Origin of the sequence: Lachnoclostridium sp. An76, assembly GCF_002161355.1 — a bacterium.
Lineage (GTDB): Bacteria > Bacillota > Clostridia > Lachnospirales > Lachnospiraceae > Mediterraneibacter > Mediterraneibacter caccavium.
In genome coordinates this window covers 25,403-45,408 of the sequence record NZ_NFHL01000001.1, presented here as the reverse complement: position 1 = coordinate 45,408, position 20,006 = coordinate 25,403, and the positions used below count along the sequence as shown (strand labels likewise).

Annotated in this window: 22 protein-coding genes; all 22 read right to left on the bottom strand. The window is 52.6% G+C overall.

The genetic code is table 11. The annotated features are described in order from the left end of the window. Position 1: 1 nt before the first annotated feature. Positions 2-1,450 (bottom strand): glycogen synthase GlgA, encoded by a 1,449-nt coding sequence (gene glgA / locus B5G27_RS00270; protein WP_087176996.1) that lies wholly within the window; start codon positions 1,448-1,450, stop codon positions 2-4. A 113-nt stretch (positions 1,451-1,563) separates the two neighbouring features. Next, the gene (gene spo0A, locus B5G27_RS00265) at positions 1,564-2,361 is read right to left on the bottom strand and encodes a sporulation transcription factor Spo0A (protein WP_087176995.1); all 798 of its coding nucleotides are present in this window, start codon (positions 2,359-2,361) and stop codon (positions 1,564-1,566) included. Between the two features lie 126 nt (positions 2,362-2,487). Beyond that, complete coding sequence (spoIVB, locus tag B5G27_RS00260; protein WP_087177692.1) at positions 2,488-3,564, bottom strand: SpoIVB peptidase; 1,077 nt, start codon at positions 3,562-3,564, stop codon at positions 2,488-2,490. Positions 3,565-3,714: 150 nt separating this feature from the next. Next, entirely contained in the window at positions 3,715-5,391 is a 1,677-nt protein-coding gene (gene recN, locus B5G27_RS00255; RefSeq protein WP_087176994.1) for a DNA repair protein RecN, read from the bottom strand. 8 nt (positions 5,392-5,399) lie between these two features. Continuing rightward, positions 5,400-5,858, bottom strand: coding sequence for an arginine repressor (argR, locus tag B5G27_RS00250; RefSeq protein WP_087176993.1), 459 nt, complete (start codon positions 5,856-5,858; stop codon positions 5,400-5,402). A 4-nt stretch (positions 5,859-5,862) separates the two neighbouring features. Beyond that, a complete protein-coding gene (locus B5G27_RS00245; protein ID WP_087176992.1) occupies positions 5,863-6,696 on the bottom strand; it encodes an NAD(+)/NADH kinase in 834 nt (277 codons plus the stop codon). A gap of 17 nt (positions 6,697-6,713) precedes the next feature. Further along, the gene (locus tag B5G27_RS00240; RefSeq protein WP_087176991.1) at positions 6,714-7,520 is read right to left on the bottom strand and encodes a TlyA family RNA methyltransferase; all 807 of its coding nucleotides are present in this window, start codon (positions 7,518-7,520) and stop codon (positions 6,714-6,716) included. Between the two features lies 1 nt (position 7,521). Further along, positions 7,522-9,411, bottom strand: coding sequence for a 1-deoxy-D-xylulose-5-phosphate synthase (gene dxs / locus B5G27_RS00235; protein WP_087176990.1), 1,890 nt, complete (start codon positions 9,409-9,411; stop codon positions 7,522-7,524). An 11-nt stretch (positions 9,412-9,422) separates the two neighbouring features. Then, a complete protein-coding gene (locus B5G27_RS00230) occupies positions 9,423-10,313 on the bottom strand; it encodes a polyprenyl synthetase family protein (RefSeq protein ID WP_087176989.1) in 891 nt (296 codons plus the stop codon). After that, on the bottom strand, positions 10,303-10,539 hold the full coding sequence (gene xseB / locus B5G27_RS00225; RefSeq protein ID WP_143449620.1) for an exodeoxyribonuclease VII small subunit: 237 nt from the start codon (positions 10,537-10,539) through the stop codon (positions 10,303-10,305). Before xseB ends, B5G27_RS00230 begins: the two co-directional genes overlap by 11 nt. Positions 10,540-10,555: 16 nt before the next feature. Next, on the bottom strand, positions 10,556-11,806 hold the full coding sequence (gene xseA, locus B5G27_RS00220; RefSeq protein WP_087176988.1) for an exodeoxyribonuclease VII large subunit: 1,251 nt from the start codon (positions 11,804-11,806) through the stop codon (positions 10,556-10,558). A 2-nt stretch (positions 11,807-11,808) separates the two neighbouring features. Continuing rightward, positions 11,809-12,216 carry a transcription antitermination factor NusB gene (gene nusB, locus B5G27_RS00215; RefSeq protein WP_087176987.1) on the bottom strand — a complete coding sequence of 136 codons (408 nt, stop codon included), beginning with the start codon at positions 12,214-12,216 and terminating at the stop codon, positions 11,809-11,811. A 123-nt stretch (positions 12,217-12,339) separates the two neighbouring features. After that, positions 12,340-12,723: an Asp23/Gls24 family envelope stress response protein gene (locus tag B5G27_RS00210; RefSeq protein WP_087176986.1), complete on the bottom strand. Its 384-nt coding sequence runs from the start codon at positions 12,721-12,723 to the stop codon at positions 12,340-12,342. A gap of 158 nt (positions 12,724-12,881) precedes the next feature. Then, a complete protein-coding gene (locus B5G27_RS00205; RefSeq protein WP_087176985.1) occupies positions 12,882-14,471 on the bottom strand; it encodes a peptide chain release factor 3 in 1,590 nt (529 codons plus the stop codon). Positions 14,472-14,665: 194 nt separating this feature from the next. After that, positions 14,666-15,277, bottom strand: coding sequence for a SpoIIIAH-like family protein (locus B5G27_RS00200; RefSeq protein ID WP_087176984.1), 612 nt, complete (start codon positions 15,275-15,277; stop codon positions 14,666-14,668). Positions 15,278-15,300: 23 nt separating this feature from the next. After that, positions 15,301-15,903 (bottom strand): stage III sporulation protein AG, encoded by a 603-nt coding sequence (locus tag B5G27_RS00195; protein WP_087176983.1) that lies wholly within the window; start codon positions 15,901-15,903, stop codon positions 15,301-15,303. Beyond that, positions 15,893-16,342, bottom strand: coding sequence for a stage III sporulation protein AF (locus B5G27_RS00190; protein ID WP_087176982.1), 450 nt, complete (start codon positions 16,340-16,342; stop codon positions 15,893-15,895). The genes B5G27_RS00195 and B5G27_RS00190 overlap by 11 nt, the downstream gene beginning before the upstream one ends. Before the next feature lie 107 nt (positions 16,343-16,449). Beyond that, a complete protein-coding gene (locus B5G27_RS00185; RefSeq protein WP_087176981.1) occupies positions 16,450-17,628 on the bottom strand; it encodes a stage III sporulation protein AE in 1,179 nt (392 codons plus the stop codon). Continuing rightward, positions 17,625-18,011, bottom strand: a complete 387-nt coding sequence (locus tag B5G27_RS00180) for a SpoIIIAC/SpoIIIAD family protein (RefSeq protein ID WP_087176980.1) — start codon at positions 18,009-18,011, stop codon at positions 17,625-17,627. The genes B5G27_RS00185 and B5G27_RS00180 overlap by 4 nt, the downstream gene beginning before the upstream one ends. Positions 18,012-18,068: 57 nt before the next feature. Beyond that, on the bottom strand, positions 18,069-18,263 hold the full coding sequence (spoIIIAC, locus tag B5G27_RS00175) for a stage III sporulation protein AC (RefSeq protein ID WP_087176979.1): 195 nt from the start codon (positions 18,261-18,263) through the stop codon (positions 18,069-18,071). Positions 18,264-18,276: 13 nt separating this feature from the next. Beyond that, the gene (locus B5G27_RS00170; protein WP_087176978.1) at positions 18,277-18,795 is read right to left on the bottom strand and encodes a stage III sporulation protein AB; all 519 of its coding nucleotides are present in this window, start codon (positions 18,793-18,795) and stop codon (positions 18,277-18,279) included. Beyond that, complete coding sequence (spoIIIAA, locus tag B5G27_RS00165; RefSeq protein ID WP_087176977.1) at positions 18,783-19,721, bottom strand: stage III sporulation protein AA; 939 nt, start codon at positions 19,719-19,721, stop codon at positions 18,783-18,785. Before spoIIIAA ends, B5G27_RS00170 begins: the two co-directional genes overlap by 13 nt. Between the last annotated feature and the right edge of the window lie 285 nt (positions 19,722-20,006).

Here is a 20,006-nt window from a genome sequence, read left to right as displayed (position 1 = left end):
TTTATTCGCCGATCATTTCCCTGTAGAGCTCTTCATACTGTCCTGCGGAATTCTTCCATGAGAAGTCCTGGCTCATAGCGCGCTCCACGATCTTATTCCAGTCTCTCTTCCTGTCGTAATAGATCCTCTCGGCATAACGGACAGTGTTCAGCATCTCATGTGCATTGTAATTGCAGAAGCTGAATCCTGTTCCGGTCTTTTCGTATTCATTGTACGGCTGTACAGTATCTTTCAGTCCGCCTGTCTCCCTCACGATCGGCAGTGTGCCGTACCTCAGGCTCATAAGCTGGCTCAGCCCGCATGGCTCGAACAGGGACGGCATCAGGAAGGCATCGCAGGATGCATAGATCCTGTGCGAGAGCTCATCCGAATAATAGATGTTTGCTGATACCCTTCCGCCGTATTTCCATGCAAAATGGCGGAACATATTTTCATATTTCACATCACCTGTCCCGAGTACAACGATCTGCACTGCGTCCTGGCAGAGTTCATCCATGATATAGTCTACCAGGTCAAATCCCTTCTGGTCTGTCAGCCTTGACACCATACCGATCAGCATGACCTTTGAGTCTACATTCAGCCCCAGTTCTTCCTGGAGTGAGGTCTTATTGACCGGTTTATTCTTCCTGAAATTCTCAATGTTAAAGTTCTTTGCGATCCTCCAGTCAGTCTCCGGGTTCCAGTCCGTGTAATCCAGACCGTTGACGATCCCGCGCAGGTCATTGGCTCTTGCAGACATCAGTCCGTCCAGCCCTTCGCCGTAGAACGGCGTCTTGATCTCGTCCGCATAGCTGCGGCTCACGGTTGTCACCTTATCCGCATAGACGATACCGCCCTTCAGCAGATTTGCATCTTTATATGCCTCCATCTTGTCAGGAACGAAATAGTATTCCGGAAGGCCTGTGATGCCTCTCACTGTCTTTGTATCCCATACGCCCTGGAATTTCAGGTTATGTATGGTCATCACAGTTTTGATCCCGCGGTAGTACTCTCCGAGATAGCGGAAATTGTCCAGGTATACCGGGACCAGCCCTGTCTGCCAGTCGTGGCAGTGGATCAGGTCCGGGCGGAATCCGATCACCGGAAGGATACTCAGGACTGCCTTTGAAAAGAATGCGAATTTCTCAATATCCCACTTCGGGTCACTGTCATACGGAGCAAAGCCGCTGAAATAATGCTCATTGTCGATAAAGTAGAACGTGATGTCATTTAACACAGTCTTCAGCACTCCGACATACTGGTTCTGTCCTGCGATATCCATATAAAAATGAGTCACATACTCCAGCTTTTCCTTCCATTCCTGCTTCATACATGTGTAATTGGGGATCACCACGCGCACGTCATATCTCTCTTTGTCAAATTCCTTCGGAAGGGAACCGACAACATCCGCGAGACCGCCGGTCTTGATAAAAGGCACACACTCTGAAGAAGCAAATAAAATGTTTTTCATAACTTCGATCCTCCATCTTTGCATTGATCGCCGTAAGGCTTTTTACTTACTGTATATTATACCTTATTTCCTGCATATTGCAACGGTAACCTTTTTTCATCCGGCAGCCGTTATCAGCCCGCCTTTCCCCCATGCCTGTATTCCAGCTGGATCGTGTCCGCGATCAGGGCGATGAACTCGGAATTCGTCGGCTTTCCCTTCCCCGTGCTCACAGTGTATCCGAACAGTTCGTCAAGGGTATCCAGCTTTCCCCTGCTCCATGCGACCTCGATCGCATGCCGGATCGCCCGCTCCACACGGCTGGATGTGGTCTGGTATTTCTTCGCCACTGTCGGATAGAGGATCTTTGTGATGGCATTTAACACATCCATGTCGTTCACCGCCATGATGATCGCGTCGCGCAGATAGTGGTAACCCTTGATATGCGCCGGGATCCCGATCTCATGCAGCATATTGGTCACTCTGTTTTCCAGGCTGCCCTCCTGCGTATTTCCCACTGTCCTGCTCTCCTCTTTTCTGTCACATCCCCGGAACATTTTCCTCACTGATTTTATCTTCTCCAGAAGCATTTCATTATTGAACGGCTTCATGACATAGTAATTCGCGCCTTTGTTAAAGGCATCTTCTGTGATCCTTTCCTGCCCTACCGCCGTAACTACGATAAAGTAAGGCCGCTTATCGACTGACTGTGTCTGGCTGACCTGCTCCATCACAGTCAGTCCGTCCATTTTCGGCATGATCAGATCGAGAAGGACAACATCAGGCTGTCTGTCTTTGATGATCTGACACATCTCCTCACCATTTTTTGCCTTGCCGACCAGATCCAGATCTTTGTCAGTGCTGATGATATCCCCGAGCATATCGAGGATCTTCTGGTTATCGTCGGCTATGGCAACACTCAAATGTTCCATCCTCTTCTCTCCTTTAGATCTGAGAAGTATTCCTGGAAACGCCACCTGCTTATTATATCTTGTGTCAGATTGCGGAATCAAGGAGATTTTGTAGCACTAATTCGACACAGTTTTCGACATTTCAGATTATTCGACCTGGTCCAGCATGTTCTCTATAAATATGCCATAACCCATTGTCGAATCCTGCACGAACACATGAGTGACCGCTCCGATCAGCTTCCCGTTCTGTATGATCGGGCTTCCGCTCATCCCCTGGATGATCCCTCCCGTCTTTTCAAGCAGTTCCGGGTCTGTCACCTGGATGACCAGTCCTTTGTTGATCTCTGTTCCGGACATGTCGATATCTGTCACCCGGATCTCATATTCTTTTAATTCATTGTCGATGAAGCACCGGACCGTTGCGGGACCTGTCACGATCTCATCTTTGCCGGCAGTCTCGATGGGGATCTGCTCTTCAAACAGCTCGTCGATCCGGTCAATGGTCCCATAGATGCCTGCCTCTGTATTTTTGTCAATGGTCCCTAGCACATTATAATTGTTATACACGATGATCCCTTCCATGCTTCCCGGTGATCCGTCAGCGCCTCGGATTATATCCTGTATGCTGGTCCGGTATACCGTGCCGTCCGCGATCGACATGAGCACGCTTGTGTCGGTATCGTGGATGCCGTGGCCGAGCGCCCCGAACCTGCTCTGCTCCGTGAGGAAGGTCACTGTCCCAAGCCCCTGCACATTATCCCTCACCCAGATCCCGAGCCGGTATTCATCCGGCGCGTACTCCACAGGGTTGATCTTAATATCCATCGTCTCATCCCCACGGCGGACCGTCAGGATGACCCTGTCCCCTGAAATCTCTGCCACAGCCTCCAGGAGCTCCTTTTTCCCGCTGACCTCCCGGTGATCCACTGCGGTGATATAATCGCCCGAGCGCACCAGATTTCCCGCGGGCTCATATATCTTTCCATCGACGCCTTCGATCTGTTCCGTATTGAGCACCATTACCCCATCCGTCTCCATATAGATGCCCACCGGCATCCCGCCCAGGAGCACCGTATCGCTGCCCGCTGCGCCTGTGCTGGCTTCCGTCTGCTGCAGCGGGATTTCTCCTGCATTTTCCCATACGCGGTTCCAGCCCAGGACCAGCGCCGGGACCGCAGCGATCAGCAGCAGGGACAGAAAGATCCTGTATTTCCGGCTTTCCACCACACTTTCACTTCCTTTCTGCTATGAAGATAAACATTCTTTCTTCCTGCTATGAAGATAAACATCCTTTCTCCGGTAAGAAAAAAGAAACGGATACCTGCGCCGTATCCGTTCCTAGTATGTGTGGGTTTCCGCCTTTTCACACTGGTATTATATTTCACTCTTTGCCAATTCTTTCATCTCTCTCGCGCTTTCCACGATGTGCTCTGTCACGCTCGCCCCGCCGAGCAGCCTTGCCAGCTCGCCGACAGATGCCTCCTCATCCAGGAGATGGATGCGGGTCTGCACGGAATGACCTTCCGCTTCTTTTCTGATCACAAAATGCACATCCGCTGCCGCGGCGATCTGCGGCAGATGGGTAATGCAGATCACCTGCCGGCTTTTCCCGATCAGTCGGAGCTTTTCCGCCACCTTTCCGGCTGTGATGCCGGAGATCCCCGCATCGATCTCATCGAAGATCAGTGTGGGCGTATCTTCCTCATCCGCCAGGACAGCCTTCAGCGCCAGCATGATACGGGAAAGCTCACCGCCAGACGCGATATTGCCCAGAGCCTTCATTGGTTCTCCCGGATTCACGGCGAGATAAAACTCTGCCTCATCCCTTCCGTTTGTACTGAAATGCCCGCTGTCCGCAACGCGGAGTTCCAGCCTTGTATCCATGAAATTAAGCTCTGCCATCTGCTCCCGGATCGCATCCGCAAATTCAGAAGCGTATTTCCTGCGTATCCCGCTCAGCCTGTCTGTCACATCCTGCACATCCGCCAGGGCACGCTCTTTTTCTTCCCGGATCTTCTCCATGTATGAATCATAATCTGTCAGTTCTTCTATTCTTTTCTTTTTTTCCTCGCAGTATGCGAGGATCTCACTGACAGAATTTCCATATTTTGCCTTTAGATGATTTATAAGATTCAGCCGTTCCTCAGTCTCTTTGAATTCATCCTCAGAAAATTCAAAGCTTTTCGCATACTCGGAGAGTTCCCGGTTAAAATCATTGAGCAGGCTGTCGGCATCCAGGAGCTGGCTGTACAGCTGCGCCCCTGTCTCATCGAATTCCGCCGCATCCTGAAAAGCGCGGATCGCCCGGCTTAAGCAGTCGCTGGCATTGCCGGCAGCGTCCTCACATGTATAGCGGTACGTCTCTCCCACTGCTTCCGTGATCTTCCTGCTCTCTGTCATCCTTCGGTAAAGCTCCTCGAGTTCTTCATCCTCCCCGGGCGCGGGAGCAGCCTCCTCGATCTCATTTACTTCGAATTCTGCAAGGGAGAGCTCCCGTCTCCGCCCTTCCTCATCCAGGGAACACGCTTCCTCCTGCCTGCAGATCTCCTGATATCTGCGGTAGCATTCCCTCATCTCCTCCTTCACCGGCCGGATCTCTTCCCCGGCGTACAGATCGAGCAGGGCGAGATGGTTCTTCCTGTTCAGGAGGGTCTGGTTGTCATGCTGTCCGTGGATATCGATCAGCATGCTGGCGGCATCTCTGAGCGTGGACATGCTCACGGTCTCTCCGTTGATCCTGCTTAAGCTCCTGCCCTGCATCAGCCTGCGGCTCAGAGTGACCATATTTCCTTCCGGAAAGATATCCAGAGCTTCCAGCCTTTTTTTCAGTTTTTCATCGTCCACGGCAAAGGTCAGCTCCACGAGCCCGCTGTCTGTGCCGTTCCTCAGCATATCCGCGCTGTACTTCGCCCCCAGGGCAAGCCCCACGGAACCTAAGAGGATCGATTTCCCCGCCCCGGTCTCTCCGGTAAGGATATTGAGCCCGGGTCCGAAATCCACTTCTGTCTCATCGATCAGAGCCAGGTTTTTTACATGAAGGTTCTGCAACATACTGACACCTATTCTCCTTTTGAAATGATCTTCCTGATCTTGTCCATGACAGCCACTGTATCCTCCACGGTGCGGATCGCGCACATGATCGTGTCATCCCCCGCGATGCAGCCCACGACTTCATTCCACTTCATGGAATCCACAGCGACCGCCACCGCCATCGCCATCCCGGACACCGTCTTGATCACCAGGATATTCTGCGCCATATCCATGGACACATAGCCGTCTCTGAGCACCCGGATATATTTTTCGCTCATTTCCGGCTCTTCCTGCCGGTGCACGACATACTTCTGTTTTCCCGCGCCCACGGACACTTTCGTCAGTTTCAGATCCCGGATATCCCTGGACACCGTCGCCTGGGTCACTTTGAACCCTGCCTTGTTCAGGTATTCCGCAAGCTCCTCCTGAGTCTCGATATCATATTGGCTGATCAGTTCAATGATCTTTGCATGCCGGCTGATTTTCATTTTTTTAATTTCCTTTCATCTTTTTGCGCATGGTCTTCATAAAACTCTCTCTGCTCAGCTTGATCAGCTTTGCCTTCTGCCCTGCGCGCCTGATACAGACCCTCTCCCCTGTGACAAGAGTCGTCTGCTCCGCCCCGTCAAAGCAGAGGGATACCTGTTCCTGCCTGCCGTAACGCCCCTCGCAGACTTCCACCTCGATAAGGTCGTCCGCGGAGAGCACCACACTGCTTGTATTCAGCGCATGGGAACAGATCGGAGTGATCACGATCATCTGCGCCGTGGGCTCCACGACCGGTCCTCCGGCAGAGAGGTTGTATCCCGTACTGCCTGTGGGAGTCGACAGAATGACGCCGTCAGCCTGGTACGTATTGAGCAGAGCGCCGTTCACATAGATATTGAAGCTGACGATCCGGACCTTTCCTTCCCGCGCCAGGACAATATCATTCATGGCAATGTCTTTCCTTGCCCCCCGGAAAGAACCTTCCAGCATCATGCGCTCCTCGATCTCCGGCTGCCCTTCAAAAAGCCGGTCCAGCGCTTCCCGGAAGTCTTTCAGCTCCACATCCGCCAGATAGCCCAAAGTCCCCAGATTGATGCCGAGGAGAGGGAGGCTGTGTTCCCCCAGGTCCCGGACCGCCCGGATCAGCGTCCCGTCGCCCCCGAGTACAAGCCCGCACTGTGCTTCCTCTGGGACCGTTCCTGGTATGATATGCCCTTCCCCGTCCTTTTCTGACAGGAAGCACCTCTTCCCGTGGTCCTCGATATACTGCCGGATCTCATTGGTGATCGCGTAATCTTTATCCTTGAGTTTATTCGTTATGATATAAAAGCAGTCCATGTCACACCTCTTGATGTCTACTTTGCAAGCTCTTCAAAAGCCCGGTCCACTACCGCATCCGGGTCGATCCCTCTGTTTTCCCCCTCAGCTCCGCCGGATTTTTTCAGATGGATCAGGTATTCGATATTTCCCTCAGGCCCTTTGATCGGAGAGAAGTCCAGGGCACATAAGTCAAACCCGATACTCTGCGCATGATCCATCACCTTGCGGATCACTTCCCGGTGGGTGCTCTTTTCCCTGACCACGCCCTTTTTGCCGACCTTCTCCCTGCCTGCCTCGAACTGGGGCTTGATCAGAGCTACGATCTCCCCGTCCGCCTTCAGGTAATCCCGGATCGGGGTCAGCACTTTCGTAAGGGAGATAAAGGATACGTCAATAGACGAAAAATCCACAGGCTCTCCGATGTCCTCCGGTGTCACATAGCGGATATTCGTCTTTTCCATACATACCACCCTGGGATCATTGCGCAGCTTCCAGTCCAGCTGCCCTCTCCCCACATCAATGGCAAAGACCTTCTTCGCGCCGTTCTGGAGCATACAGTCTGTAAATCCTCCGGTAGAAGATCCGACGTCCGTGCACACACAGTCCTTTACATCCACGTCAAAATTGGCAAGAGCCTTTTCCAGCTTCAGCCCGCCCCTGCTCACATAGGGCAGGACATGTCCTCTGACTTCGATGCTCACTTCCGGGGGAAATGTGCTTCCGGCTTTATCTTCTCTCTGTCCATCCACAAAGACATTTCCCGCCATAATGACAGCCTTTGCCTTTTCTCTTGATTCTGCAAGATTTCTCTTTACAAGCAGTACATCCAAACGTTCTTTCATGTCAATTTCCTTTTTCGTTATTTTCCATAAGCCTCAGATAATCTGTGACCACCTGCTTCACGACAGTTTCCCTGTCCAGACCGGTCTCTTTTCTGAGCACTTCTACATTCCCGTGTTCCACATACTCATCCGGGATCCCGATATTACGGACATGTACATCCAGAGCCGCGCGTAAGACATAGTCCATGACCTGTTCTCCGAATCCGCCAGTGAGCACGTTTTCCTCGATCGTCACGAACAGGGAATGGTCTTTTGCAAGCTCTTCCAAAAGTTCTGTATCCAGCGGTTTGACAAAACGGGCGTTGATCAGGCTGCAGCTGTACCCGGTCTCTTTCAGGCTGCGGCGCACGCTGTCCGCCAGCTCCGCCATATGTCCCACAAAGATGACCGCAATGTCTTCCTCCTCATAGAGGACTTCGCTTTTCCCGTACTCGATAGGCGCCCTGAACTGCCTCATCCCTTCATAAGCCGCTCCTCTGGGATACCGGACAGCAACAGGATGCTGAAAATCTACGGCGAACCGCAGCATATCTGCCATTTCCCATCGGTTCTTCGGAGAAATGACCGTCATGTTCGGTATCATTGTCAGAAAAGAAAGGTCGAACACTCCCTGGTGCGTCTCGCCGTCGCTTCCCACGAGTCCCGCGCGGTCCACCGCGATCACGACCGGCAGGTCCTGGAGACAGACATCATGTAGTGTCTGGTCGTACGCCCTCTGCAAGAAGGAAGAATACACGGCAAACACTGGTTTCATTCCTCCTGCGGCAAGCCCTGCCGCAAATGTCATGGCATGTTCCTCCGCGATCCCCACGTCAAAAAACCTCTGGGGGAAATGCTTCGCAAAAGAAGCAAGCCCTGTGCCGTCCGCCATTGCCGCTGTGATCGCCACTACCTTATCGTCCCGTCTTCCAATATCGGTCAGGACCTTGGAGAATACCTGGGTATAAGTGTCCGGGCCGCCGGAAGCTTTCGGCTCTCCGGTCTCTATATCAAACGGACCGGGGCCGTGGAACTTCGCGGGGTCTTTCTCAGCCGGCGCATAGCCTTTTCCCTTCTTTGTGATCACATGGACAAGGACCGCATGGTCCACCCGCTTCGCCTCATTGAAAACTTTCAGAAGTTTGCGGATATCATGGCCGTCCACCGGTCCCAGATAGGTGATGTCCATATCCTCAAAAAACATCCCCGGTACAAGGAGCTGCTTGATCCCGCTCTTTGTCTTACGGATCTGGCTCACAATGCGGTCGCCTCTGCCCGGGATCCTCTTCAGCGTATCCTCCACTCCCTTTTTCAAGTCTGTGTATGCCTGTGCGGTCCTCAGCCCGCTTAAGTACTTTGACATCCCGCCCACATTCTCTGAGATCGACATATTATTGTCATTGAGCACGATAATGAAATTGCTCTTCAGCCTGGAAGCATTGTTGAGCGCTTCGTACGCCATACCGCCTGTGAGCGAGCCGTCACCGATCACAGACACCACGCTGTGGTCCTGTCCCAAAAGCTCTCTCGCTGCCACATAGCCCAGGCCCGCAGAGATCGAAGTAGAACTATGGCCTGTGTCAAACGCATCGCAGGGGCTCTCCTTCCTCTTCGGAAACCCGCTCATGCCGCCATATTTGCGCAGATCGTCAAATCCGTCCTTTCTCCCGGTGAGCAGCTTATGCGTGTAGGACTGATGTCCCACATCCCAGATCAGCTTATCCTCCGGGAAGTCCAGCGTCAGATGGAGTGCCATCGTCAGCTCCACCACGCCCAGGTTGGAGGCAAGATGCCCCCCTGTCCGGCTGATCTTCTCGATCAGGAACTGCCGGATCTCGCCGGCAAGCTCCTTTAACTGCCCTTCATCCAGTTTTTTTATGTCATTTTCCTTACGGATCATCTCAAGTACCATTGTGATCCCCCTTATTTTTCCCTGTATACGAGGCTTTTCAGGAGCTCTTCGAGGAATCCGCCGTCCGGCTGTATCGTGCGCAGAGCGCGGACTGCCTCTTCCGTCATGCGTGAGACCTCCTGTTTAGATCCCTCCAGTCCTTTCCAGGTCACATAGGTTGTCTTCTCGTTCTTTTCATCGCTGTGCACCGGTTTGCCCAGTACTTCCGTGGTGCTCGTGACATCCAGGATATCGTCCTGGATCTGGAATGCCAGCCCGATCCCCCGGGCGATCTGCTCCATCTTCTCCGTATCCTCAGCGCCCGCGCCAGCCAGCACAGCTCCGATCATCATAGATGATTCGATCAGTGCGCTCGTCTTCAGCCGGTAGATAAAATCAAGCATGTCCCCTGTCAGGATGTGTCCGGACTCCTTCACATCCACGACCTGGCCTCCGATCATGCCATAAATCCCGGCTTTTCCTGCCAGTATCTTAAGCGCCTGTCCGATGCGCCCGCTCTCTTCCGGAGCGATATCAAAAGCGCGGCAGGCAGTCTCAAAGGCGTAGTTCAAAAGCGCGTCTCCGGCCAGGATCCCCATGTCCTCTCCGTACACTACATGAGTCGTCTTCCTTCCCCTGCGGTACTCATCATTATCCATCGCCGGAAGGTCGTCATGGACCAGCGAATATGTGTGGATCATCTCGATCGCGGCCATAAAGGGCTCTATGATCTCCCCCTCTCCACCGAACAGGGCATAAGACTCCTTCATCAGCATAGGGCGGAGCCGCTTCCCGCCTGCCATAAGGCTGTACTCCATCGCCTCCATGATGATCTTCTGATATCCTTCCTGACGGGGAAGATACTTCTTTAATATATTTTCTATCGATCCGATACGGTTCTGATATTCTTCTTTAAAATTCATGCGTCTCTCCATCCTCATCCAGAATGAGCACTTTCTTTTCCACCTCATCGATGGATCTGCTGCACTCTTTTAAAAGCCCCATGCCTTTGTTATACAGATCAAAGGAGCGCTCCAGAGAGATCCCGTCTTCTTCCATCTCCCCGATCACGCCTTCAAGCTGTGCGAACATTTCTTCCAGGCTGGGCTTTTCTTCCTGCTGCCCTTCTTTCACATCTGCTGTTGTCATGTCTCCTGCCTCCACGTTATTTCTCCTCCCTGCGCCTCTCTTCGCCGGACATCTCTCTGCCCGGGTAGGATAATGGCTCTGCCGCCAGTACCTGAGCCCGTATTTTCCCGTCGGTCACATAAATATCAAGGCACTGCCCCTGTTCAGCCTGTGCGATGCTCTTTACGTTTTTCCCGTCTTCGCTCTGGACATAAGAATACCCCTGGCTGAGCTTCAGAAGCGGCGAGAGCCCTTTCATCTTTTCAACGCACAGCGCCAGCCTGTGCTGCTCTCTCGTCAGTCTCTCTGTCATGAGCGCACGGATCTTAGTATCCAGATCCGCCGCGTACTGACGGCTCTCATTCAGCCTCTGGCGCGGATGGGCAAGCTTCAGCCGGAGAGCCGCGTGCTCCAGGATCTTCCGACGTGTCTCTGTCTCAAGCCGTATCGTCCGCCGAAGCGCTTCCCGGTAAGCCAGGAGCCGCTCTCTCACTTCCCTGACATCATATACCGCCAGCTCGGCGGCGGCAGAGGGGGTGGGAGCGCGCATGTCAGCCACAAAATCCGCGATCGTTGTGTCAGTCTCATGTCCCACTGCTGAAATGATCGGAACCGTACAGTCAAAAATAGCCCGCGCCACCGTCTCCTCATTGAACGCCCACAGATCCTCGATGCTCCCGCCGCCGCGGCCGACAATGATCACATCCACCTGCTTTTTCTCCAGGGCACGTATCCCCTGCGCCACGCTCTGAGCCGCGCCATCTCCCTGGACCTGGGCCGGATACAGGATCAGCTGCACATAAGGATTGCGCCTGCCCGCGATATTGATGATATCCCGGACCGCAGCCCCGGTGGGAGCGGTAACGATACCCACAGTGCTCACATACCTGGGGATCGGCTGCTTGTACTCGGTAGCAAACATCCCCATCTCCGAGAGTTCCTTCTTCAACGCCTCAAAACGTTCGTAAAGCGCGCCCACTCCATCTCGCACGATCTCCCTTGCGTAGAGCTGGTATTTCCCGTCTCTCTCATAGACGCTCACTGCCCCGAGGACGATCACCTGCTGCCCGTCCTGCAGCCGAAAGGAGAGTCCAGCCCTCGATCCCGCGAACATTACGCATGCGATGGTGCCTGACTCGTCTTTCAGGGAAAAATAGATATGTCCTGATGTGTGGTATTTACAGTTAGAGATTTCTCCCTTTACATAGATCCGGCTCAGCATGAAATCCTGGGTGAACATATTCTTGATATAAGAATTGACCTGCTTCACCGTATAGACGTTTTTCATCCTCAGGACTCCTGTTTCGCAAGTTTTCCGAGGATCCCGTTTACAAATGACGAACTGCTCTCACCGCCGAAACGCTTTGCCAGTTCTACTGCCTCATTGATCGCGACACCGTCCGGGATATCCTCATCCCATTTCATCTCATAGACTGCCAGCCTTAAGATCGTCAGGTCGACCTTATTCATCCGGGCGGTCTTCCATCCCTTTGCATTCTCATTCAGGAGCGCATCGATCTCCGGGAGATGGCTGACCACAGCCTCGTATTTTTCCCGGATATAATTTATCTCTTTATCACCCGCGTCATCCAGTGTCTCAAAATAATATTTCAGGTGATCCGGCATGTCCGCGGGATCATTAAATTCGATCTGGAACAGCATCTTAAAAATGTGTTCTCTCAGTTCTGTCCTAACCATACTGTTTCCTTTCTTCTATTAGTAACGGAAGTAACATTTCTGCTGAGGCGCTCCATGCTTACAGAAAAAGGATGTCTTACGACATCCTTTATCACGCAAAGGCAGTCTGCCCCGCAGGACGGCTTAATCCTGCTTCTCCATCTCAACACCTGCCACTTTGATATTGACGTCAGCCACTTCAAGCCCTGTCATATTCTCCACAGCATTCTTCACTTTTTCCTGCACCTTGCCCGTCACATCCATGATATTGTAATTATATTTCAGGTTCAGCGCAAGCGATACAGTGACAACGCCTTCAAGGACATCCACTTTTACGCCTTTGGACAGGTTCTTGATCCCCAGCTTTCCGATCACTTCATTTGTGATATTTCCTGCCATGGATGCAACGCCCTCAACCTCTGTCGCCGCAAGCGCCGCGATGATCGCCACAACCTCATCCGCGATCTTCACTTCTCCGAGACTTGCGTCGTTCTGTATGGTATATGTGTTTCTCTCGTCCTTTGCCATATTCAAAACCTCCCGTTTTGTCTGATCTCTTTCCCCATTATAACAAATATCCCGGTGTTTGCAAAGAAAAAGTTCTGCCCTGCTCCCCCGCACGGGTCCTGGCAGATCCTGATCGGACCAGGACCGGTTCCGGCTCCTGATGTCTCCTGCTGTCCCTTTTATCGTCCGAACTCTGACAGCAGCAGTCCTTCGTTACGCTCCTGGGTCATGCGGATGCTCCACTCATGCACAAAGAGAAGGAGCGGCCTGTCTTTCAGGTCTTTGATCTTCTTCATATCCGAGGTTCCGCTGATGCGGTCCAGATCGATGCCCTCATTCTCGATCCAACGGATATGCTCATACGGAAGGTTCTCCAGGATGATCTCTACATTATATTCATTTTTCAGACGGTATTTCAGCACATCGAACTGGAGCACACCGACAACGCCCACGATGATCTCTTCCATACCGGTATTGTATTCCTGGAAGATCTGGATCGCACCTTCCTGGGCAATCTGGTTGATGCCCTTGACGAACTGTTTTCTCTTCATCGTATCTACCTGGCGCACTCGGGCGAAATGCTCCGGCGCAAAGGTGGGTATCCCTTCGTAAGCAAACTTCTCCTTCGATGTGGTCAGCGTATCGCCGATCGAGAAGATGCCCGGATCAAAGACGCCGATGATATCGCCCCCGTACGCTTTGTCTATGATCTTCCTCTCGCTCGCCATCATCTGCTGTGGCTGGGAAAGGCGCACATCCTTGCCGCCCTGGACATGGTACACGGTCATCCCCGCGTCGAACTCGCCGGAACAGATCCTCATAAACGCGATCCTGTCTCTGTGGGCTTTGTTCATATTCGCCTGGATCTTAAATACAAAAGCTGAAAAATCCGGCTCTGTCATCGGATCGATCATCCCGTGGTCAGACATCCTCGGAAGCGGTGATGTCGTCATCGCCAGGAAATGCTGGAGAAAGGTCTCAACGCCGAAATTTGTCAGCGCGGATCCGAAAAATACCGGTGAGAGTTCTCCTTTATCAACCAGTTCCTGGTCGAACTCAGCGGACGCTCCGTCAAGAAGCTCGATCTCTTCATTGAGAGTCACCTTTGCCTCTGTGCCGATAAGCCAGTCTACCTCCGGATTATTGATATCCACTTTCTTTACTTCCCCGATGGAAGTCCCCTTCCTTGTATCAGAAAAAAGCTCCACTTCCTTTTTCTGCCGGTCATAGACGCCTTTGAACGCCTTTCCCGATCCGATGGGCCAGTTCACCGGGCAGGTCGGGATCCCCAGCTCCTTCTCGATGTCGTCCAGAAGGTCAAAGGTATCCTTTGCATCCCGGTCCATCTTATTGATAAACGTAAAGATCGGGATGTGACGCATGGCGCAGACTTTGAACAGCTTCCTCGTCTGTGCCTCCACTCCCTTGGACGCATCGATGACCATGACCGCGGAGTCCGCCGCCATCAGAGTGCGGTACGTATCCTCCGAAAAGTCCTGATGCCCCGGCGTATCCAGGATATTGATACAGTATCCGCCGTAATTAAACTGGAGCACTGAAGATGTGACCGAAATACCTCTCTCTTTTTCGATCTCCATCCAGTCTGAGACCGCGTGCTTTGCCGTTGCCTTCCCTTTTACGGAACCCGCTGTGTTGATGACGCCGCCGTAGAGAAGGAATTTCTCTGTCAGGGTCGTCTTGCCGGCATCCGGGTGGGAGATGATGGCAAAGGTCCGTCTCTTCTTGATCTCGCTTTTCATATCAGACATTCTTTTACCTCTATTCTATATGATCTGAATCTTCCTTTTCGAAAAAGCATCCGGGCTTATCATTCCCAATGATAAAAGCGCCGATGCACATCGACGCTATTATACTCGCTTTTTATATGACGCGCAATATGAAATTGTACTGGATAGAACATGGACTGTCTTTGAATTTTGTTTTTCGTTTCATCAGAGAAAGCTCACTCGTGTATCGGCGTGATCACGATATTTTCCGGCGCGATCTCCGTCTTCCTTGTCACGATATCCTCGATCTGCGCCCGGTTGGCGTCTGTGAGCTCTTCCGCCTTAACGACCACATCCGCTGAATCCGCGTCAAGGCTTACCACTGCCTCAGAGAATCCTTTCGACGCCATAAGCGTCTCGATCGCCGCCTCCTGCTCCGCGATCTGGGTCATCTGTACCATCTGATCCACTGCGGACTGCTTTTCCGCATCACTTAGATTCGTATTGTCGATGATTCCCTGGAGCGTCTCCTTATTCTGGGCGCGCACCTGCTCTCTTGTAACCTTTGCCTGCGCTACGGTCGTCTCCGCGCCGCCGCTTGTCAGCACTGCTTCCCCAGGCGTGCCCTCCACCTCAGAGTCATTGCTCTCAATGTCCTCTGTCCCTGTCTCCAGATCCTCCTGCGAAATATCCAGAAGCTCCTGATTCGCCAGGTCTGCGTTCGCCTCTTCCGTGCCGTCCGCGGAATCACCGAACAGCTTTCCGGAATAGTTGAGATATCCGGCGACTGCGATCATGACCGCAAGCGTTGCGATAATGATCTGGTTTTTCTTAAATAATCGTTTCACACTGATGATCCTCCTTCTATGTATTAAGCCCGTTTCATTATTTTAATCTTATGCGCCTCCACTCCGAATAATGCCTGGACCGCCTCAGTAATATTCTGCGCGACCACTGCGTTGTCTCCGCCATCCGCGATCACTACCACCCCCTCCACTTCCGGAGCCAGCTCTTTGCTCACATAGGGTGTGGACGTTCCGTCTGCTGCCTGCTCATAGATGCTCGTCTTGTCTGATGACTGGTCCTCCACGCTCCTTGTGCCCCCGCCCGAGTCCGCCTCGTCCGTGGACTGGCTGGAGCTTGACTGGTCTTTCTCAATAATCTTCTGCCCGTCCGACTTCAGTGTGATCATCACCGTGACTTCCCCGACCCCTTCCACATCCTCCAGGACCCGGGCAGTCTTCTCCTCCAGATATTTCTCATACTCCCCGTTATCCCGGATATCAGACGAGAGAACCTGTTCTGTATCTTCTGTTTTCTGATCCGGGCTGCTTCCTGACTGCTCAGGGACAGGGAATACGATAACAAGGAGGAGTATCCCCGCCAGCAGGATAAGGAGGAGCTGGTTTTTCTTCGGCAGCTTCTCGCCTGTGCGAAGTCCCGAGAGCCACTGCTTCCATTTTTCACTTCCCAATCTCTATCTCCTCCACTTCGATCATCCCCTCATTTTGGACATCGTCCTGAACACTATCCTGGCTGCCCGCCTCACCGCTATCCTGACTTCCATTCCAAATTTTCTCTCCATCTGCCACACTGCTCTCCCCTGTCTCATCCTCTTCCTCCGGATCCGTTCCGAGGAAATCAAAAATCCCAGACTGCTCATAGAGTTCCTCAGCCTGCTCGATCTCCCGGCGCTCCATCTCATACTCTTTTCCTTTGTACAGTGTCCGGAATGTCCCTTCCATTCCCGCCAGCCGGAGCAAAGGGGACGAGAGCATCAGGATCAGCACCAGACCGGAAAAGAACCGGATATATTTTCCGTAATCCTTCCCGGGTATGGCGTGCATCACAGCCGCCATCACGATCAGATAGACCGAGATATCCTGTATCCATCCGTAAATCTCTTCCAGCATACCTTTCCCCCTCAGCGTGAACCGCTCCTCTGCTTTAATCCCTCTTCAGTGTTGGTCTCTCCTCTGCGATAAATCAGCAGCAGAAGTCCGTGTCTCTTTTGTCCTGCTCAGGATGTTGATGCTGCGACGACCGCGATCGTCAGCAGGAACAAAAGCCCCACTGTAAAAATGACTCTGACCAGGAGTTCATACCCCTCGCTGACTCCGCTGATACACGCAGTGATCCTTTTGTCAGATACCGGCTGCACAAGAGCCGCCGCCACCTTATACATCAATGCCATCAGCGCCAGCTGTACGATCGGGCCGAGACAGATGAGGACCGCGATGACTGCCCCTGCCATCCCGATACCGTTCTTTATCAGGACCGCTGTCCCCAAAAAGATCTCCGCGGCTCCGCCCATCGCATTCCCCACCCAGGGCAGCGCTTCCGCGGTCCTGGTAAGCGCGCTTCTTTTCAGCGTATCTATGGCAGGAGCCAGAAGCCCCTGTACGACATTTACTCCGATCACACACGCCAGCAGTGTTTTCAGGATCCACGCCACCACCTTGTGCATCAGTTCTGCGGACTCTGAGAGAAAATCCTCCCCCGTCAGATTGCCCAGGACGCGGATCATGATATAAATGTGGATGACCGGCAGCACAAACCGGATGATCACAAGCTCCACTACATAGATAAGCAAAAGGATCACATTATAAAAGAATACAGATGTGACACTCCCAGAGGCAAACGCCACAGCCAGGAAATAACTGGGGCAGAGGACGCGCATGAATTCTACCACAGAGTCCAGCCGCCCCTCCAGTCCCTGCGCGGCTGTCTGAAAGGACGTCAGGCAGAGCGTGATCAGGAGCATGTACAGTACATAAAAACTGATATCCGATATCTGACGGTTCTGAAACGCTCCCGAAAAGTTGCTGAATACTGCCGCCGCAATGGCTATGAGCAGTATATAGACCAGATTGTGCCAGTTATACCTGAACTCATAGGAGACCACATCCGACAGGAAATCCAGGAGTACGCCTCCCGCTTCCTCCGCATCCCCTGACATAAGCGCTGTCACTACATCCCCAAACTCGATCTTTTCATCCGGGAACATTTCCTGCAGGCTTTGCTCGATCTCATCAAAGTCAAATTCCGAGAGGATCGCCTCCTCGATCTTCTCCTGGACTGCATCCCCGTCTCCTTCTCCGCTTTTTTGCTCCTCCGCATTCACGATCCTCGTTCCCAGTCCGAACACAAGAAGGACGAGGAAGATCGTAAACAGGAACTGCCTTTTCCCGCCGCTCATGATAAAAACTCCCGGATCGTCTCAAGAAGAGCCAGAAGCACAGGCATCCCGAGAGCCAGTATCGTCAGCTTCCCGAATATTTCAATCTGTCCCGCTATCGTCTGGTATCCCGCATCTCTGCAGATGCCTGATGAAAACTCCGCGATATAAGTAATACCGATCATTTTCAACATGGTGGCAAGGTAGCCGGCATCCATATCGATATAGGAAGCGATCTGTCCCACTGTACTTATAAATACTCCCAGCCTGTCCACGATAAACGAAAACAGGACAATACTTACCGCCACACTGACATAGATCCCATACTCGGCCTTTCCGCTTTTGAGCTGTATGGCAAGGACCGCTCCGATGACCCCGATGATCCCCACCTGGATCATGCTCATTCTGCCACCTCCTCATTTCAGTGTCCCTGTTCCTGACGTCTCTTACGCTGCGTTCTCTCAAAGCGCGAAGAGCTGGCGTATCGACAGGAAGAGGTCATATATATACGGCAGGATCCATGACAGCACAAGGATCAGCCCGGCAAGGCTTGCCAGAAATGCCTGCTCTTCCCTGCCGCTGTGCTTAAGCACCTGGCTTAATATGGATACAAGGATCCCCACTGCCGCGATCTTAAAAATCAGACTTATATTCATGCTCCCTCCACACTCAGAGCAGGATCACAATGAGAAAAACACCGCTCATCACACCCAGACAGCCTCCCACTCTTATCTTTGAAGCCAGCCCCTCTCTCAGCTTTTCGATCTCCAGGTCCACCTTGTTCAGGTACATCTGGAGCGCATGGTCCAGCGTATCTTTCTCCAGGCTTCCAAGAAATGTCCCTGGTTCTTTTACCAGGATCGAATGTTCATATTTCAGGTTCAGCTCCCCGAGATATCTGTCCACGCATCGGTTCCACATCCGCGCAAATCCATACTCGTCTCTCTTCTCCATCTCCGCCGCTGTCCGGATAAGCCACCGGTCATAAGGCTCTTTTACTCTCCTTGCCACCTCTGAAAAAATCTCCGGCAGCGGCGCATGGGTGTAGGCGATCTCACCTTTGATCAGACTCATCACATAGCGGAAATACAGAAGCCTCCCCAGATACCTCTTCAATTCTTTTCCATATACATATCCCGCTCCCCCTGTCGCTGTCAGGATCAGCAGTCCCCCTATCACTCTCTGCACAGCACGCTCCCCCGCTCATCATAGACTCCCCGGATCTCCCCGGGCCTTTCCCCGTTTCCCAGCACCACATACCGCTCAAACATCCTTCTCCTGATCAGCTCTCCGAGTACCGGTTTCTTTGTCGCCTCATCCATATCCAGCCCGTGTACACTGGCGATCAGTTTGCACCCGCACTGCATGGCATATTCGATCGCATGGATATCCTCGCTTGTACCGATCTCATCCACCGCGATCACCTGCGGCGACATAGAACGGATCAGCATGATCATGCCTTCTGCTTTCGGACAGCAGTCCAGGATGTCCGTTCTCGTGCCCAGGTGGTTCTGGGCGATCCCCAGATAACAGCCGCCCAGCTCTGAGCGCTCATCCACCACCCCGACAGAACAGCCTTTCACATACTGGTTGCCGTCCGAGATCTGCCGGATCAGATCCCGGATCAGGGTCGTCTTCCCACAGCACGGCGGCGAGATGATCAGAGTATGGCATACCTGCATATTCTTCGTGATATACGGGAGGAGTCTGTCCGCGCACCCGAGCACCTCATGGGATACACGGATGTTGACGGATGATATGTACTGGATATTTTTCACCTTGTCTTTTTCCATGATCACTTTTCCTGCCACTCCTACTCTGTGCCCTCCTTCCACTGTCAGGAAACCCTGCCTTAATTCATTTTCATATGCATAGAGGGAGTAATGGCTGATATACTCCATTGTCTCCCTCATCTCTTCCTTAGTAACGATATGCGGCTGTCCCTCTTCCGGCAGGACAGTTTCCCTGTTTCCGCGCAGGACCCGGAGCGGCTGCCCCGTCCGGAGCCGGATCTCCTGGAGCCCGGAAACATCCGGGACATCCCTCTCCACGATCCTGCGCACATTCTTAGCCAGAATATTCAGTATCTGTGCTTTTCTATCCCTTCTTTCCATCTTGTCCACCTCTTTACACAATATATGTACGGGGCAGCAAAATATTCCTTAAATCTGTATTTGTGGGGAGCCGGCTGATCAAGTAAATCGGACGAAAACAGTGAAACGCAGGGATGGAAGACGTATTCAGCGCGGGGATATGGCGGCGGTGACTTGGAGTAATCTGCCGGAAAGACTTAAAGGGAGAAAGCGTGGCGTTAATTGTCCGGCGGATGCCTGAGGCGGAGCCGAATCTTCCGCCGGACAATTGCTTTTAGCCATGCTTTCTCCCTTTTACGTCTTTCC